The following is an 18,228-nucleotide window of genomic DNA, read 5'->3' as shown; positions in this document are numbered from 1 at the left end:
ACCTGATCACGGCACAAAGTACCCGGCTTTCTTAAACAGGAGCTTTACCGAGGTGCCCCGGTTCAACACGCTGGTAACCTCTACCTTTCCCTGCAGCTTGTCCATCAGGTCTTTGCAAAGCATCAGGCCCACACCCGAGCCTTTCTCTCCTTCGGTGCCTTCCGAGCTGGTCTGGGCATTAACAAACAGCGACTTTAAGGTTTCGGGTTCCATACCTTTACCTGAATCCTGTACCACTATACCGCTGTAATCGCCTTCTTCCACGCTGTACAGGCGAATCCTGCCGTTGGTAAGCGTGAATTTGGTGGCATTGTTCAGCACATTCCGCAAAATGATCATCAGGTAGCTCTCGTTGGCATCCACCAGGGAGTCGCTTACTTCATTGCTGATCCGGATGTTTTTTTGCTGAATATAGGGCAGGCTCAGATCCAGCGCCGTATTGACGGTTTCCCGTATATTCATGGGCTTAACGTCTGTTTTCTTGAACTTCAGCTGGGAGGCAGACCAGGTAAGGATATTGTCGAGCGTATTATAAATGGCTTTGGCTTTCAGGTTCACATTTTTAAAATACGGATTCAGCGCATTGTCTTTGTTCTTCCATTCATTCACATCCAGGATAGTGATCAGCTCGGCCACCGGGCTCCGCAGCTCGTGGCTTAACAGCGAAAAAAGCTTATCCTTGATAAGATTCGACTCCCTGAGGCTCTCGCTCTGCCGGGACATCGCCTCATTCTGTTCAAGGATCTTCTGGTTGCGCACCGTAAGCTTCCTGAATAAGGCATACACCACCAGGCTGAAAACGATCAGCACCAGCACCAGGCTCAGCAGCAATATGTTTTGCCTTTTTTCCTTTTCCAGCAGCTGCCGTTGCATCGCATTTTCCCGGTTGACCGACTCAAATTTATTCTCCAGCGATTCGAGGTTCTTCAGGCTGGTCACTAACAGGTAGTTGATCTCGTTTTTCATATGCGAAAGGCTGTCTTCTATCCTGTAAAGCTCTTTCCAGGTGTTCAGTGCCTCCTTCTGCAGGCCTTTTCGCTCCTGCAGAGCAGCCTGGGTTTTGAGTATAATGAGGTATTCAATATAGTTAAATAAGAGAGAAATGTTTGTATTGGCTTTCCGGTTCATCCTTTCTGCCTTCTCATACTGTCCGTTTTTCAGGTAAGCAGCTGCCAGGTTGGCATAATAGGCATTTTCCGGGTAACCACTGTCTTCCAGGTTACCCTCGAGAAATTCCTCCAGGATGGTCACGGCCCGCCGGGGATTCCCCGAGTCCATGTAGGTGCCGGCAATACTCACCAGGAAATGAATCTCGCTTCCATTAAGGCGCTGCTTGTCTTTTAAGACCAGGCCTCTGAATTCGCGGTACAATTTTTCTGCGCTTTCATTTTCCTTTTCCCGGATAGCGCTTTTAAGCCGGTTCTGCACCCGGAAGGCGTTAAGCAGCGTACTGTCTTCCAGGTATCCATAGGCTTTTTCGGCATAATAATCCGTGATCAGCAGGTTATTGGTATAACCGGTAACGTTGGCCAGCAGGAGGTAATTGGAGTGCAGCGCCATATTCAGCCGGTGCTTACGGGCAAATTGCAGGTTTTCTGACAGCTGCTCAATAGACGGTTTGACATCGCCCCGGTCAAAAAAGATCATGGCACGCGTATAGCCGCTGCGGGAAATCCCTGTGACATAATTCAGCTTTATGGCCTCTCTGTAAGCCTGGGAAGCGTAAAAAATAGCCGAATCAAGCTGCCCGATGAGCTTATAGCCATAAGCCATGTTGGTGGTAAAATCAGGAATGAACGTAGGGATATGATACGCTTTGGCCAGCCGGATGCCTATACGGCATTGGGAAACCAGGCTGTCTATTTTCAACTCCCGCGGATTGTACATCATCTCAACGGTGGTCTGGTATATAGCAGCCACCTTCAATGAATCAGCCGGCGAAAACGCACGGGCGGCAACCGGGCTCAACCCGGTAAGAACAAAACAAAAAGAGCAAAGAACCTTATATGCAAAATGCGGCATATCTATCTTATATATACATTTTTAAAGTATAGCCATTCCGGGGTTCGGACCCGGGCAGGATCAGACTTTATAATTTGGGGAAAGCGGGGTTATGAGGTTGGGTTGATCGGGTTAATGACTTCCAAAAATACGGGTTATTTTGCATAATACGGTATACTCCTCTAAAAATAACGGCGTACGGCAGGGTTTCCTGCCGGTCCGGGATAATTTATATGCCGGGAAATGATGGGGTTAAGCCGAAGAATTTTTAATATTGTTGGTTACTATTCGGGAAAGCCCCGTCTAAACAAAGTATTTAAACTTATTAAACAAAAAATGAACATTTCAGATTTAATTACCGGAAGTATCGGATCTACGGTTACCTCGTCTATAGCCAGGATGCTGAATATCGATGAAAGCAAAGCCAAGTGGGTGGTTTCGGCTGCTGTGCCCCTGATGATCGCGGCATTGAACTATAACGCAAAAAATAAAGATCAGGCCAGCAATATTGACAATGCCCTTAGTCAGCACTCGGGTGGAATTCTGGGCAACCTTTCCGGGCTCCTGTCCGGCGGCGCTTCAGAAGACGGAAGCAAGATCATCGGCCATATTTTCGGCAACAACACCAATTATGTTACCGATAACCTGTCGCAAAAATCCGGTCTTTCTGCCGGGCAGGTGGGTAGCGTACTGGCTGTTCTTGCACCCGTGGTTATGGGCTACCTCGGACAGCAGAAGCAGTCGCAGTCTTCTTCTGCCACTGACCTCCTGGGCAGCCTGCTGGGCGGCGGCGGACAGCAAAGCGCCGGCGGCGGACTTCTGGGCGGACTGCTCGGCAGTGTGCTGGGTGGCGGTAGCCGTCAGCAGGCAGCTCCTGCCGGTGGCGATGCTATGGGTGCCCTGGTTAACCTGGCCGGTGATTTCTTTAACAAAGGAAACAACTCGTCGCAGGCCGGTAACGTGCTCGACAACCTGGCCGGGCTTTTCGGAAGATAAGAAGATGCAGTTTCATGAAGAGGCCCCGGGTAAAAACCCGGGGCTTTTTAAATTATACAGCAGAATCCAAAAAATCCGTATTCTCCGGCACTAACTATCCGGCACCAGCCACCCCGAGCTGGATTTCCCGCACATTTCCCCACCTTTATTCGTTATTAATGAAAAGCATTGGTTTTGACTAAAAGATGTATGAAGAAAATACTGGCCGCAAGCCTTATACCCCTTTCGCTTATTCTGGCCCTGAACACTGATTTTTACCGGGTCAAAGAATATGCAAAACATGGCTTTTCGCCCGTAAACCACTTCCGGGAATCGGTTATCCAGGATAATAGCGAGGTAATTCTCGGTTTTTGGGACATTCCTGACCGGATACTGGCCGCCCGTAAATTTAAAAACGGCTATTACCTGGTGCAGCGCGATGCCGCCGCCACGTATATGGTGCCACGGGGAAAAAACCTGCTGAACGATCCCCGGACGGTCATTCAGAACAAAAGCTTTCAACTGGCCCAGATCAAAAGCGGCGATAGCCAGTTGGGGGGGCTGTACCCGCCCGCAAACTTTCCTGCTGCCGAAATGCCGGGCCTGGGCTACCAGCAGAATGAAGAAGGCGAGTGGGTGAGGGGAACGGCCGCCGCTAAAGCAGTTCCCGTACCGGCAGGCATCAGCGGTTCGGTTTCGTATGCCCTGCCCAAAGGCAATAATACTACCGACTGGGAGCAATTTGCCAGCCTGGAGGTGCCGGAGGGCATTACCCATGTGGGCGGCTACGGTTTTCCGCTGTATAAAAATGAAAAGCTGCAGAACGGTAAGGTGAACCTGCTGGCCAAAGGATTTACCAACGTGGTGAACCTGGGTGCCCTGCCGCGCAAGACATGGGACGGCCGCAACAGCTATTACTTTAACCAGCTGTATTACCTGCTGAAGGTAGCAGCCCGGGATATGGTAAAAGAAGGCAAAACAGGCGGAAAATACGGCGATATTGCCACTATAGCCCGCCTTGAAAACGACAATACCAATATCCCCTACAACCGGCTTACCGTAGAAGGGGCCAAAGAGCTGGGCCGGTATCTTTTCCGCTCTGCCTGCTGTGCCAACAGCATTGACGACCAACGCTATACGGTTCCGTTGAATGAAAGCGTGATCATGCTTGACGAAGAAAGCATGACCCAGTACGAGTGGGCCGGTGGCAACAGCTATGCTTTCCTGGGCTACCTGAACCAGGGCATGATGGAAGCGGCCGGGCCGTCTTACCGTATCTTCTGGTATGCACAGCCGGTGCAAAAGTGGTCGTTGGCGAGCGCCTACCAGAGCGTTGCCCAGCTCTCCGAAAAGGAAATCGAGGGAGCTTTCAACGAACGCAATATTCTCATGAATTCGGCCGGCTGGAAAAACAGCACCTGGTATGTGGATGCTTCCGGTGCTTACTCCAAAGTGCCTTTCCTGAGCCATACGGACATTTACGAAAAAATAAACGGGAAGATCGCCACCGATAAGATCGGGAAGCGGAAATACCGGAATGAAAATTTTAACCTGAAGATCTACAACCGGACTACCCCGGTGCTGGCCACCCCCGATGAAAATATCCGCTATGCCCTGAATAACAGCAAAACGGGTGAGCAGCTGTTTGGTCGTCAATATGTGGATATAGCCCCTGACGGTTCAGCCACCATCAAGCGGGAAATTGCCCGGAAAGGCTTTAACTGGAACGAGAACGGGCTGGCCAGGCCCTATCCCCAGTACTGGGAACCCGAAACCGGCATGTGGGTAGAAGGCATTTACCGGCGGGCCGACGGCATCATGTACGACCTGCTCATGCTGGCCCGCCTTGAAAAAGGGAAATGGGATATTTCCAGGGCTAATGTGAAATACAAGCTTTACGGAGAGCACCGGCCGCAAACCGAGCCCTGGACCTTCGGCGGGAATTCAACAGAAGTAAGGGAAGTAGGAGAGAGCCAGATCTTCTACGATACCTTTATGCTGCTGCTGTCGGGCGGACAGGCGTTGTCGTCGTGGGACGACGGCTCCTTTCGTACCGAGCTACCCGACAAAAGCCAGCCCCTGTACGGGAAAGACGATTACTGGGGCCGGTATCATTCCAAGCTGGCCGCCGTGCAAACCGTTTTAAAGCCGCTGGAAGGAAGCAAAAGCACCGACTGGACCTACATTCATTTTTATTACCCGTTCTGGGGCCGGAAAAACTCGGAAGTCATTTCTTCCGGTATTTACTACAAAGGCAAATTGTATGTCTTTTTCCTGAATCCGACCCTGGAAAACCAGGAAGCGCAGGAGCTTACCCTTACAGCCGGTAACCGGACCTACCGGATCAGCCTAACCGGTCACGAAGTATACTATAAGGCGCTTGACGTTCCGGCGGGTCTTGATCCTGTTGATTTCAAGCTGGCGTACACCACCATTTACGGGCGCAAGGTGAAGGTAAACGGACGTGTAACGAATAAAATATCGGAACACTATGAATAACATTACCAGCTGACCGGAGAAGATAGCCGGGCATGGCGCCTGGGTAATTACCGGTATGGCTCTCCTGTCGGTGCTGATGGCCCTTCTTCAAAAAAACAAGGCCGTTTATTAGGCTGAGATCGTTTTTGTCTATAATATCGCCGCATGATCAGATACATCTTAGCTTACACTTTAACTCTTTTGCTGTGTTCAGGCGCTGATGCGCAGACCCTTACCGGGAAAATAACCGACACCGCCGGCACACCCGTAGAAGGAGCCCTGGTACAAAATATTACGCAAAATACCCACGCTCATACTGACCGTTACGGGGCCTTCCTGCTTGATCACGTATCGGCAGGAGACAGCATTGAGGTCTCGCATCCCGGCTATGCCAACTTTTACCTGGCGGTTACTAAATTTCAGAACCTTCACATCGCGTTAAAGGTAAAAGCGTTTGAGCTGGGCCAGGTGACCATTACGGCCGGGCTCAGGCATCTGAATACCCTTTCGGCCATCGATATTGAGACACAGCCGGTGCATACCTCGCAGGAGCTGCTGCGTAAAGTGCCGGGCCTGTTTATCGGGCAGCATGCCGGCGGAGGCAAGGCCGAGCAGATATTTTTACGGGGTTTTGACATTGACCATGGAACCGATATCAATATCACCGTAGACGGCATGCCCGTAAATATGGTTTCGCACGCCCACGGACAGGGTTATGCCGACCTGCATTTTCTTATACCGGAAACCGTGGAAGAAATCGATTTTGACAAAGGGCCTTATTTTGCCGAAAAGGGCGACTTCACCACGGCAGGGTATGTGGCCTTCAAAACCAAAGACCGCCTCGAAAGCAGTCTCGTATCGGCCGAAATAGGACAGTTCAACACCCTGAGAGGACTGGGGATGTTCAATTTGCTGAATTCTGAGCGACAATCCGCCTATTTTGCCGGTGAATACATGCTGACGGACAACTACTTCAAAGCTCCGCAGAATTTTAACCGGAACAACCTCTTTGGCAAATATACGGCCCGGCTGTCGCCCGGAGACCGCATCTCGCTGTCGGTTTCTCACTTTAAGAGCAGCTGGGATGCCAGCGGGCAGATCCCGGAGCGGGCGGTGGCTTCCGGCCTGATCTCTTATTTCGGCGCTATTGACAGCACGGAAGGGGGCAATACCAGCCGTAGCAACTTTAACCTGCAATACGATAAAAAGATCAGTGAAAACGCCTGGATAAAGAATACGGCCTATTTCAGCCACTACGATTTTGAGCTGTTTTCCAACTTTACCTTTTTCCTGAACGACCCCGATAACGGCGACCAGATCAAACAAAAGGAAAGCAGGAATATAACGGGCATGCAGACCGAATACCATGAGCGCGTATCTGAACGTCTTACCTACAAGGCCGGCGCAGGTCTGCGAAGCGATTACACCCGGGGAACGGAACTTTCGCATACCCTGAACCGTTCTGTTATTATAGACCGGCTGAGCTTCGGTGATATCAGCCAGGCTAACCTCTATGCCTATGCCGCTGCCGATTATACGGCAGGCAAGTGGCTTATCAATGCCGGTGCGAGAATAGATTACTTCAAATTCGGTTATATCGACCTGCTGCAACCGGTTTACGCAAACCAAAGCAAAACCAAAGCCATAGTCAGCCCCAAGCTCAATTTCCTGTATTCGGCCGGTCCCGGTCTGAACGTATTTCTCAAGCTGGGCAAAGGCTTCCACAGCAATGACACCCGAGTGGTAATTCCCCGGAACGGGAAAGAGATTTTACCGGCTGCCTACGGTTCCGACCTGGGCGCCATCTGGAAACCGTTTCCAAGAATGGTGATCAACGGCGCCCTGTGGTACCTCTTCCTGGAGCAGGAATTTATCTATGTGGGCGACGAAGCCGTAGTAGAGCCGGGTGGAAGAACAGCCCGGAAGGGGATAGACGCCGGCATACGGTACCAGCTGGCGGATAAAGTATTCTGGAATGCCGATGCCACCTACACGCATGCCCGCGCCATAGATGAGCCCAAAGGAGAAGATTACCTGCCGCTGGCTCCCGTTTTCACCTTTACTACCGGCTGGAGCATCAAAGACCTGAACAGGTTCTCAGGCAGTCTGAAAGCCCGTTACCTGGGTAACCGGCCGGCCAATGAAGACTATTCGGTCACGGCCCGGGGCTATCTGGTGACCGATTTCTCGTTAAGCTACCGTTACCGGAAAACCAGCCTGGGCATCAGCATAGACAACCTGCTGAATACAAAATGGAAAGAGACGCAGTTCCTTACCGAAAGCAGGCTGCAAAATGAGCCGGCTCCTGTAGAAGAGATCCATTTTACGCCGGGCACGCCCTTTAATGCCCGGCTGGTCGTAAGGTATTCGTTTTAGAGGCCGGTAAATTGCCCGACCGGCCCCTGAAACGAAACGGTTATTTCCGGATCTGTAAATCCTTGCCGGCTATGTCCTCCCACCGGTAATAATGGAAAGTCCGGTCGTTGCTCATCACCACGAAAAGACCGTGCTTAAATGTGCTGTTCAGCGGCACGTGTACGATATCTGAACCGTCACTTTGCCTGGCCGCCACAGGAACCGTCTTCAGGTGTGTATGTTCAAAAGGGGCTGCGGCCGTGCCTTCGCGGCGGAATACCTGGAAACGGTTTGCTCCCTGGTCAGAAACCAGGATATAGCCGGTGCTGTCTGTCAGCTTATAAATCGAGATCCCTTCGTTGTCTTCCGCGAAACCCTTTGTAGCGAACAAGGCCAGTTCTGCGTTCCCTTTCTCAGGGTCGGCGTAGTATTGCCGCACACCGGTTTGCTCATCCGAATAGTAAATATAGCCCAGCTCATTATCTACAGCTATCGACTCAATTTCCTTTTTGCCACTATAAGTACCGAATTTGCGAATTAAATCTGCTTTCACCTTTCCCTGCCCGTTATCAGAAAGCAGGTATTGCCATAGATAACCTTCGGCGGGTCCGTTCTTACGGCCCACAATGGCGTATAATTTACCGTCCTGGGCCGTGTAAAGTGAGATACCCATTAAATCGCGATAACCTTCTCCCGTTTCGCCTGTAAACATATCCAGTCCACCGTTATCGATGGCCTGCATATCGGGCAGAGAAAAGACCCGCAGCTTATGGGTGAAGCGCTCGGTGGTAACGGCAATATCGGTAGGCTTTCCGTTAAGCAGCAGGCCGTAAGCAATATCTACATTATTCGGCCTTTTTAAGCCGCTGACCACCTTGTCTTTCACGATCTTCCCGTTCAGGTCAAAGACATACAGGGCCCCGTCCTGGTCTTTATCCGTCCCGATAATGAGGCTTTGGGCCGGGTCTTCCCTGTTGATCCAGATGGCCGGATCGTCAGAGTCGTGCTTGACGGCCTCCGTAATGATAACGGGCCGGGCCTCCTGTGCATTATTGCCTGTTCTGTTACAGGCGGTCATAACAGCAGCTGTACACACAGCTGCAAGCGGTAAAGCATATCTTTTGATCATGTATTCATTTGTTAAAGCCTGGTTCCCTGCGCGCCCACGTAAACAGAAGGCTCCGGAGAGGTATAGGTAATGCCGTTCGACATGGTGATCCCGTCTTTAAAATGCCGTGTAAAGTTAATGGTTCCCGCATTTAAAGCCGGTGAACTGGCCTGCAGATGAAAATCCCAGCTTTCGTCGAACCGGCTGTTATTAACGCTGGTATTCAACGGGTAGTTCACAAATTTAGGATCATTATCGCCCGCTTTTTTACCGATGGTCTCGTTGGTGCCGCCCACCACGTCGTTGTTCCCGGGTTGAAACTGGTCAACCGTTGCCTGGTCATAGCCGTAATACCAGTTATGGCTGATTTTGGTACGGCTGTCTTCCGGCTTCTTGGGGTCTCTTTTTATGCCGAAGCGGGTGTTCGCAAAAATATTGTTGTACAAATCGGCCCTGACCGAAGCCTCCAGCCATACCGATCCGCCCTTGGCCGTAGGCCTGCGCCACCCGGTGTTCAGCATGGTATTGTTGTAAATGATAATGTAGGCCTGCGGGTTGCGGTCTCCCGAGTTTGAAAGCTTTAAGGCGTTGGTATTGGTGCTGTACACCAGGTTATAGGCTACGTCGGCAAGACAGCCCGACTTAAAGTTCATGGCTTCCCCGCCGGTAACTCCCGTGGTATAGAAGGTATTGCTGGCAAAAATGATCTGTCCCCCTTCAATATAGGTACAGTCTTCATGCAGGTTACGGAAGATGCTGTTTTGCACCACCAGCTTTCCTTTTACATTGTTGAACCAGATGGCGGGCAGGGCCTCGCCGGCCGTATTTTTATAAAGCCCCATTTTTACCGATGTGGAAGCGTCAGAGGTGGTGGCACCGCCGTACTCGATTATCGCGTTATCCAGCACCAGCTCTTCGCAGCTGGCCGGCGCCAGGATACCGCCCCACAATCCGCCGAAGGCGTTCTCCTCCGTCCTGTATTTTTCATCCACGGTAAACTTCACCGGGTTTTCTGCTGTTCCCAGCACGTACAGGTTGCCCAATACCACCACTTCGGGCTTGGCCGAAGGGTCCATCAGAACGGTTACCCCTTCTTCTATGGTCAGTGATTTGCCTTCCGGAATGATGATGTCGCCGTTGACATGCTGTACGCTTCCCTTGGGCCAGATGCCCGATACTTCGCCGATGGCCGAGCCGTCGATGGCCGATGTATCTACATATATATTGGCCTTTTCGCAGCCGGTCAGCCAGAGAGCAGCCGGCAATAAGAGGGTTATGATTCTTTTCATGATGTTTTACGAATTAATTGAACTTGTAACGAAGGCCTGCCAGGTAGTTTTGCCCGTACAGGTCTTTGCGGATGAGCGTACGGCCCTTGTTGACCAGGTCTTCCGCAATTTTGTCGTTCTCCGGGTTGGTTCCTTTGATAAACAGCTTCATCGGCGTATTAAGAAGGTTATTGGCTTTAACAAAGACGGTCAGCCCGTGCTTTAACGATTTCTCTGCCGAGGCATCCATCTGTACAAAGCCCTCCTGCCACAGGTCGTTGTCGAGAAACTGGGAAATGGTGTTGATCCGTGGACCGGTATAGGCGCCGGCCAATTGCACATCCCATCCTTTTGAGGCGTCCTTATACAAAAGCGATACATTGGCAATGTGCGCAGACTGCCCGTACAGCGGCCGGGTTTGGTTGACCGAATAGGCTTCTATATCTCCTGAGGCCGGGTTGATCCGCCGGGCCGTTTTAGGAGTGGTTATTGCCGAATGCGTATAGGTATAATTTGCCTTTACGCCCCACACCCTGAAATATTTGATAAAATCAGTTTCAAAACCGTAGTTGGTGGCCGTACCGAAGTTCCCCGGACTGTAGTAAATGTCCTGACCCCTGCTGGCATCGGCCTGGAAAGTATATTCAATAGGGTTGTGGATGCGCTTATAAAAAGCCCCGAACAGGAACTGCTCGGAAGCATCCGGGAATAGTTCGTAACGAAGGTCAAAATTATCGGCCAGCGCCCTTTTCAGGTCAGGGTTGCCTCTTTCCTGGTATTCTTCGTTCACTACTTTTGAAGGAACGATTTCGTAAAATCCGGGACGGTTCAGTGCCCGGTAATAGGCTGCATGCAGCTGTGCCCGGGGGCCCACGTGGTATTTCAGGGTCAGGCTCGGCAGCCAGTCGGTATATACCTGGCTTCCTTCGGGCCTTTTTTCACCGGCCGGAAACAGGAGATGATAGCCCTGATCCGTATGCTCGGCCCGTATGCCTCCGATGGCCTGGAAGGCGTCGTTCTCGTAATTGAACATACCGTAAGCGGCGGTTGTTTTCTCTGAGGCATCGTAGGTCAGCGGGTTGCTCACTGCGCCGGTAGGGTTGGTGACCACCAGGTTCAGTTCGGTATAATCGTTGAAATCCACACCGTATTGTTTTTTGGCATCGGCCGCGCTGGGGGCAAGCGTATAATTGTTGTAGAAGCTGCTGCGCTGCTTATCCCGGTACAAACCTCCCGTAGAGAGCTCCAGCTTCCCCTTGTTCAGGTCAAACAGGTAAGCCAGATCCAAATACCCGGCTTTGTCTTCGTCGGTATTGCGTTCCCACCGGTAGGTTACGGGCGCCGTATTTACCAGCGAGGTACGGTATTGTTCGAAATTCTTCTCTATACCGTTCAGGCTGATGCTGGTGTTTTGCGGCACTTCGTTCCTGGCCGATGAATAAACGGTGGCCCACCGTATCTTCAGGTGATCATCTGAAAACCGGTGGTCGCCCTGCAGGTTTCCGTTATAGATCTGCTGATGGGTTAACCGGCTTCGCGTAGTATAGGTCAGCTCGGCTTCGCCCAGCTCCGGTTTGTATACGCTGTTGTAGGTAGTACCGATGGCTTCGCGCAATTGCTGGTTTTTCAGATCCACGTACATATTGTAGAAGCTCACCCGGTGGTTCGGGTTAGCCCGGAAGTCTATTTTACTGTGAAGACCCAGGCGTTGCTGCTGCTCGGAATACGTACGGTCGCTTTTGCTTGTGATCACCGCATACGGGTCTGTACCGTTAACCGATGAATTGTAGAATACACTGTTGCTGCCCCGGTACGTATTCTGGTAGCTGATGCCTGCAATAGCGCCCAGCTTATTGTTCAGAAACCGCTGGCCCAGGGTTAAATTTCCTACCAGGTCAGGAAGCGGGCTTTGGTTTTTATAGCGCAGGGTACCCTTGCTGAAGTCTGCCTGCGTGGCGTTGTATTGTTTCCCGTGCAGCTCATAGGGCGATTTGCTTTGAACAGAAGAGCTGCTGAAGCGGGTGAAATCACGGCTGAAGTACTGCTGGTTGTAGCCGGTAGATAAATTGGCATTGAACTGCAGCCCGGCCGGCGCAGATTTCATCACCATATTGACCAGCCCGCCAATGGCGTCGGCTTCCATATTGGGCGTAAGCGACTTGTACACTTCCAGCCTTTCCAGCATATCAGACGGGAAAAGATCCAGGGGTACATAGCGGTACTTGTTATCCGGGCTGGGCATTTTCACGCCGTTCACCAGCGTGGTGTTGTAGCGCTTATCCATTCCCCGTAAAATCGCGTACTGTCCTTCGCCGCTGCTGTTTCTTTCCAGCGAAACCCCCGAAACCCTTTGCATCACATTGGCAACGGTCAGGTCGGGGGAGATTTCTATGGCGCGGGCCGACACCACGTTCATGACCTGCGACGCATTTTTTTCGAGCCTCCTGGCGCTCTGATCATCGGAACCGCCCTGCCTGATCCCTTTGATAGAAACTTCCATCAGGGCAATGGAAGCGCTTTCGAGGTAAAACACGCGTACAGGCGTGTCATTTTCTGAAATTTCAACAGGCTCTTCCAGGGTTTTGTAGGTAACAAAGCTGATGGTTATCGCATCTTTGCCGGGAGAAAGGTTTTTGAATTCAAACGACCCGTCGAGGCCGGTCATGGTCGATTTACCGCTATTATGGAGGGTTACCGTGGCGCCCGGCAGAGCCTCACCCGTTTGCCGGTCAACTACTTTTCCTTTGAGGCCGGCTGCACGGGCCATGCCTGTGCATGCCAACAGGAAAAATAACATGCTTAAAAATTTGTTCATATACTTGGGTCAGCTGTTTTTGTTTGACGGTGCAAAGATGTCGTACACAAAAACATTTCCTTCGCATAGCAGGGCTGCCTGCTTACCGTGAGCGCTTTCCGGGGTAAATTTTAGAATATAACTTATTTATTATTAGTATATTAATTGAGTTTGAAGCATTATTATGTTTTGGTTATCTTTATGTGAACTTAATGTTAACAGCATAATGGGCAGATGAAACAGACGTAGCCGGCAGCTCTGCGTAAGGGTACATGAAAAAGGGGAGGGGGGTAAACAAAAAGAGGATTGCCTTTCTTTGACAATCCTCCCTGTTTTTGGTAGCGGGGAGCAGGATCGAACTGCCGACCTTAGGGTTATGAATCCTACGCTCTAACCATCTGAGCTACCCCGCCGTGTTTTGGAGGTGCAAAAATAGAAAACTTTCTCAAATCGCACAAGAAAAAAGAAATTGTTATTGAAAATCTCAAAAAAAACTTGATTAAGTATCCGCTAAGTGAGATATTGTAAAAAAAAGGACGGATATGGCTAAATTTAAATATACCCAGGAATTCCCTTTTCGTGCGTCACCCAAGGTGCTGTATAACTATATCAGCACGCCCGGCGGCCTTCAGCAATGGTTTGCAGAAAGCGTAAGGTTAAATTCAGATAGCAAATTTGTTTTTAACTGGGACGGGAAAGACCATGTGGCCGAGCTGACCTCATCGCGCCTCAACAAATCAAGCCGTTTTGATTTTACCGGCGAAGACGAGGGCAATTTCCTGGAATTTAAGTTTGTAACCAGTGAACTCGACAACTCTACCTACCTGAAGGTTACCGATAATTCGGATAACGATGATGCGGATGACCTGGAAACCATGTGGAATGAATTAATTTCCCATCTGAAAGAAATTGTAGGAGGCTGATTTTGAAATAGACGAAAAGATTTTGACTTTTGCATCTTCTTTATAGCCGGCAGCCGCATGCAACAGGGCCCGCCGGGAGTTAATGCGTGTAAGGATGAAAAAAATAGACAAGCTTTTTGTCAAATCATATATAGGGCCTTTTGTTCTTACTACCGCTATCGTGGTATTCATCTTCCTGATGCGTTTCCTGATGATCTATTTCAATGATTTTATCGGGAAGAACCTGGATGGAATTGTTTTTGCGAAGCTGTTCTTCTACTTTACCCTGATGACCCTGCCCATGTCGCTGCCGCTGGCCACGCTGCTGGCCACGCTGATGTGCTTCGGGAACATGGGAGAACGCTCCGAGCTTACCGCCATGAAGTCGGCGGGTATCCCGCTCACCCGGCTGATCATGCCTACTTTTGTTCTTTCTGCTTTTGTAGCGGTTTTTTCACTTATATATAACAATTACGTCAATCCCTGGGCCAACCTCAAAGGCTGGTCGCTGCTCTACGATGTAAAAACCACAAAACCGGCGTTAAATATCCAGGAAGGCATCTTTTACAACCAGATCAACGGCTACCGGATCAAGGTGGAAAAGAAGATGCCCGACGGCCAGACCCTGAAGAATGTCATTGTCTATGACCATAACGGCGGAAACGGCAACAAGAACGTAACCCTGGCCGATTCGGGCCGGATGTACACCGTTAACATGGAAAGCCAGCTGGTTTTTGAGCTGTATAACGGGGTGAACTATACAGAAGGCACCAATTACAATAACGCTACCCAGCTCACGGAGTATGCTTTCCGGAAAAACAAGCTGGTTTTCCCGCTGGGCAGCTTCGGTATGAAAAGAACCGATGAGAACGATTTTACCTACCACGAGTACATGAAGAGCATCCCGGAGCTGAATGCAAAGATCGACTCGCTGAACAAGGTGGTAGATGAAAAGATGGGACAGCAGGCCACTTCTTTCAAACGCATGGAGCTGTATTCTTTCCCGGAGATCTCTACGGATACCGCGCAGAAAATAACCATCAAAAGCGGGAAATGGGCCGATTCGCTGCTGGCCTACGTAGAAAAAAACACTACCACCCAGGAGCTGTACTCCTCGGCCCGCACCAAGGTGGAGAGCCAGAAATCGCAGCTGGTGGGCGACATGAGCTACCTGCTGAGTGTGGAGCGGTCGGTATGGGCCGCTGACCTGGAGCGCTGGAATAAAGCCACCACGGCTTTCTCCTGCCTGGCCATGTTCCTGATCGGTGCAGCGCTGGGTTCCATCATCAAAAGGGGCGGGTTTGGTATGCCGGTGCTGGTTTCCATCGCCTTCTTTATCCTGTATTACCTGATGCAGCAGCTGGGCAATAAATACGCGAAAGAAGGCCTTATCCCGTCTATAGTGGGGGCCTGGTTCCCGTTTACCGTGCTTTTCCTGATCGGGGTGCTGCTGATGCGGCGGGCGAGGAATTTTTAAGTTCGGTTCTTACTCTACGCCCGGTTCTCGACTTCGCTCGAACTGACAGGCGCCGTTGCCACTTGTCAGTTCGAGCGAAGTCGAGAACCAAGTGAAGTCGAGAACCAAGTGAAATTGAGAATCAAGTGAAATTGAGAACCAAGCGAAGTCGAGAACCAGGCATAGTAGGGAACTACATGCAATAGAGTAACTCCATAAAACTTTTACCCTAATAATTAAAAAATAACAATATTTCCGTATCTTTGCACCTGTTTTATTTTTTTATCATTAATCTAGGTTAATATCTGATGTATTTAACTCCGGAAAAGAAAGAAGAGATCTTCGTATCGAAGGGTCTTCTGAGAAAAGCTACTGATACCGGTTCTGCCGAGTCTCAGATTGCATTATTTACTTATAGAATTGCTCACCTTACCGAGCATTTGAAAGTTCACAAGCATGATTATTCTACCCGTTCAGGCCTTCTTAAGCTGGTGGGTAAGCGTCGTCGCCTTCTTGATTATCTGCAGGAAGTAGACATCAATCGTTACAGAGCTATTATTGCAGAACTTGGTATTCGTAAATAAACCAGATATCGGGAACCCGGACCACCGGGTTCCCTTTTTCATCGTATTTTATCCCCGCGGAAATAAAGGATTAATCGTTGTATCGAAAGCGGAAAATACAACACATAAAATTAACTTCAATGTTTAATATTGTAAATCAGGCCATCCAGATGCCGGATGGTTCAACAATCACCCTGGAAACCGGAAAATTAGCAAGACAGGCGGACGGTTCAGTGGTATTAAGAAGCGGTAACCTGGTGATGCTGGCCACCGTATGTGCAGCCAGAACCCACAAGGAAGGCACCGACTTCCTGCCCCTGTCAGTAGATTATCAGGAGAAATTTGCTTCCAACGGGAAAATTCCGGGCTCTTTCCAGCGCCGTGAAGGTAAATTATCCGATAACGAAGTGCTTATCTCCAGGTTGATTGACCGGGCGCTGCGCCCCATTTTCCCTGAAGATTTCCATGCTGAAGTCCAGGTAATGGTTACCCTGCACTCGGCTGATGAAAATATCAAACCGGATGCCCTGGCAGCCCTGGCGGCTTCTGCGGCCATTATGGTTTCTGACATTCCGTTTAACGGCCCCATCTCCGAAGTGAGAGTAGCCAAAATTAACGGCGAATACGTGGTGAATCCGCCTCTGAAAGCCATAGATTCAGCTGATCTTGACCTGATCGTGGCCGGTACTGCCGACAGCATTATCATGGTGGAAGGCGAGGCTAACGAGGTATCTGAAGTAGAAATGGTGGAAGCTCTGCGCGTAGCGCACCTGGCCATCCAGACCCAGGTAGCCGCCCAGAAAGAGCTGGAAGCCAAAGTAGGCAAGACGGCTAAAAGAGAATACAACCATGAAGTGCACGACAGCGTCCTGAGAGAAAGAATGTATTCCGAGCTTTTTGACAAAGTGTACGCCGTATGCATGGAAGGAAACCCGAACAAGCATTACAGAAGCGACAGCTTTGCGAAAATCCTTGAAGATTTTATTGCAGCTCAGCCCGAAGAAGAAAGAGAAAACCCCTTATTCAAGGTTTATTTCGGAGATATTAACTACGATGCTTCCCGCAAGATGGTGCTGGAAGAAAGCAAACGCCTTGACGGCCGTAGCCTTACCGAGATCCGCCCGATCAGCGTGGAAGTAGACTACCTGCCCACAGCCCACGGCTCTGCGCTCTTTACGAGAGGAGAGACCCAGTCGCTTTCTACCACTACCCTGGGAACCAAGCTGGATGAGCAGATCGTAGACCTTCCTATGGTGAAAGGGTACTCTAAATTCTTCCTGCATTATAACTTCCCCGGCTTCTCAACCGGTGAAGTAAGACCCAACCGGGGTGTAGGCAGACGCGAAGTGGGCCACGGTAACCTGGCACAACGTTCCCTGGCAAAAGTAATGCCGTCAGGAGACGATAACCCGTACACTATCCGGATCGTAAGCGACATCCTGGAGTCGAACGGCTCTTCATCCATGGCTACCGTTTGTGCGGGCTGCCTGTCGCTGATGGACGCCGGCGTGCCTATCAAAGCACCGGTTTCCGGTATCGCTATGGGACTCATCACCGATCAGCAGAGCGGTAAATGGGCGGTGCTGTCGGATATCCTGGGCGACGAAGATCACCTGGGCGACATGGACTTTAAAGTAACCGGAACAGCCAAAGGTATTGTAGCCTGCCAGATGGACATTAAAATCGGCGGACTTTCGTTTGATATCATTGAAAAGGCCCTGAACCAGGCCAAAGAAGGACGTCTCCATATCCTGGGTAAAATGACCGAGGTACTGGCGACACCGAAACCGGATCTGAAACCGCATGCACCGCGTGCCTACACCATCGTGATTGATCGTGAGCTGATCGGAGCGGTGATCGGACCTGGCGGTAAAGTGGTACAGGAGATCCAGCGGGAATCAGGAGCTACAGTCAATATTGAAGAAAAAGACAACAAAGGATACGTATCCATCTTTGCCACTAACGGCGACAGCATGGACATCGCCAAGCGGCGGATCGACGCTATCGTGAAACAGCCTGAAGTAGGCGAGATCTACGAAGCGGTAGTGAAATCTATCCAGCCTTTCGGTGCATTCCTTGAATTCTTACCGGGCAAAGAAGGCCTGCTGCACATCTCTGAGATCAGCTGGGAACGTCTTCCTAACATGGACGGCGTGCTGAAAGAAGGAGATCAGCTGCAGATTAAATTGACCGAAATAGACAAAAAGACCGGCAAATACCGTTTATCAAGGAAAGTTTTGCTTGCCCGCCCTCCGCGGGAAGAAAAACCGGCCGTTGACAACAAAACGGTGAACAATAATTAATTTTAAATTGTTGATAGTTAAAGGT

The 18,228-nt window shown here is 50.4% G+C and carries 11 protein-coding genes and 1 tRNA gene; 7 read left to right on the top strand and 5 right to left on the bottom strand.

The features are described from left to right. Positions 1–6 precede the first annotated feature (6 nt). Positions 7–2,022, bottom strand: a complete 2,016-nt coding sequence (locus AB2U10_RS05035; protein WP_367913102.1) for a tetratricopeptide repeat-containing sensor histidine kinase — start codon at positions 2,020–2,022, stop codon at positions 7–9. Positions 2,023–2,337: 315 nt separating this feature from the next. On the opposite strand from AB2U10_RS05035, the gene AB2U10_RS05030 reads away from it, so the two are divergent. The 3 genes from AB2U10_RS05030 to AB2U10_RS05020 all read left to right on the top strand — a co-directional run bounded on the left by AB2U10_RS05030 (position 2,338) and on the right by AB2U10_RS05020 (position 7,830). Then, positions 2,338–2,997, top strand: a complete 660-nt coding sequence (locus AB2U10_RS05030; protein WP_367913103.1) for a DUF937 domain-containing protein — start codon at positions 2,338–2,340, stop codon at positions 2,995–2,997. A 189-nt stretch (positions 2,998–3,186) separates the two neighbouring features. Further along, entirely contained in the window at positions 3,187–5,475 is a 2,289-nt protein-coding gene (locus tag AB2U10_RS05025) for a hypothetical protein (protein WP_367913104.1), read from the top strand. A gap of 144 nt (positions 5,476–5,619) precedes the next feature. Then, positions 5,620–7,830: a TonB-dependent receptor gene (locus AB2U10_RS05020; RefSeq protein WP_367913105.1), complete on the top strand. Its 2,211-nt coding sequence runs from the start codon at positions 5,620–5,622 to the stop codon at positions 7,828–7,830. Positions 7,831–7,870: 40 nt separating this feature from the next. Here AB2U10_RS05020 and AB2U10_RS05015 read toward each other — a convergent pair whose 3' ends face one another. The 4 genes from AB2U10_RS05015 to AB2U10_RS05000 all read right to left on the bottom strand — a co-directional run bounded on the left by AB2U10_RS05015 (position 7,871) and on the right by AB2U10_RS05000 (position 13,392). Then, complete coding sequence (locus tag AB2U10_RS05015) at positions 7,871–8,938, bottom strand: phytase (protein WP_493820246.1); 1,068 nt, start codon at positions 8,936–8,938, stop codon at positions 7,871–7,873. Between the two features lie 11 nt (positions 8,939–8,949). Next, a complete protein-coding gene (locus AB2U10_RS05010) occupies positions 8,950–10,206 on the bottom strand; it encodes a beta-helix domain-containing protein (RefSeq protein ID WP_367913106.1) in 1,257 nt (418 codons plus the stop codon). Positions 10,207–10,219: 13 nt separating this feature from the next. Beyond that, the gene (locus tag AB2U10_RS05005) at positions 10,220–13,000 is read right to left on the bottom strand and encodes a TonB-dependent receptor (protein ID WP_367913107.1); all 2,781 of its coding nucleotides are present in this window, start codon (positions 12,998–13,000) and stop codon (positions 10,220–10,222) included. A gap of 315 nt (positions 13,001–13,315) precedes the next feature. Next, positions 13,316–13,392 (bottom strand) — tRNA-Met (locus AB2U10_RS05000). Positions 13,393–13,521: 129 nt separating this feature from the next. Here AB2U10_RS05000 and AB2U10_RS04995 point away from each other — a divergent pair. The 4 genes from AB2U10_RS04995 to pnp all read left to right on the top strand — a co-directional run bounded on the left by AB2U10_RS04995 (position 13,522) and on the right by pnp (position 18,203). Continuing rightward, positions 13,522–13,902, top strand: a complete 381-nt coding sequence (locus AB2U10_RS04995; RefSeq protein WP_367913108.1) for an START-like domain-containing protein — start codon at positions 13,522–13,524, stop codon at positions 13,900–13,902. A gap of 94 nt (positions 13,903–13,996) precedes the next feature. After that, on the top strand, positions 13,997–15,358 hold the full coding sequence (locus tag AB2U10_RS04990) for an LptF/LptG family permease (RefSeq protein WP_367913109.1): 1,362 nt from the start codon (positions 13,997–13,999) through the stop codon (positions 15,356–15,358). A gap of 287 nt (positions 15,359–15,645) precedes the next feature. Then, entirely contained in the window at positions 15,646–15,921 is a 276-nt protein-coding gene (rpsO, locus tag AB2U10_RS04985) for a 30S ribosomal protein S15 (RefSeq protein ID WP_367913110.1), read from the top strand. A 119-nt stretch (positions 15,922–16,040) separates the two neighbouring features. Further along, positions 16,041–18,203 (top strand): polyribonucleotide nucleotidyltransferase, encoded by a 2,163-nt coding sequence (gene pnp / locus AB2U10_RS04980; RefSeq protein ID WP_367913111.1) that lies wholly within the window; start codon positions 16,041–16,043, stop codon positions 18,201–18,203. The last annotated feature ends 25 nt before the right edge of the window (positions 18,204–18,228 follow it).

The organism is Leadbetterella sp. DM7 (assembly GCF_040829825.2).
GTDB lineage: Bacteria > Bacteroidota > Bacteroidia > Cytophagales > Spirosomataceae > Leadbetterella.
The sequence above is the reverse complement of the archived record's forward strand: the minus strand, read 5'-3'. Positions and strand labels throughout refer to the sequence as shown.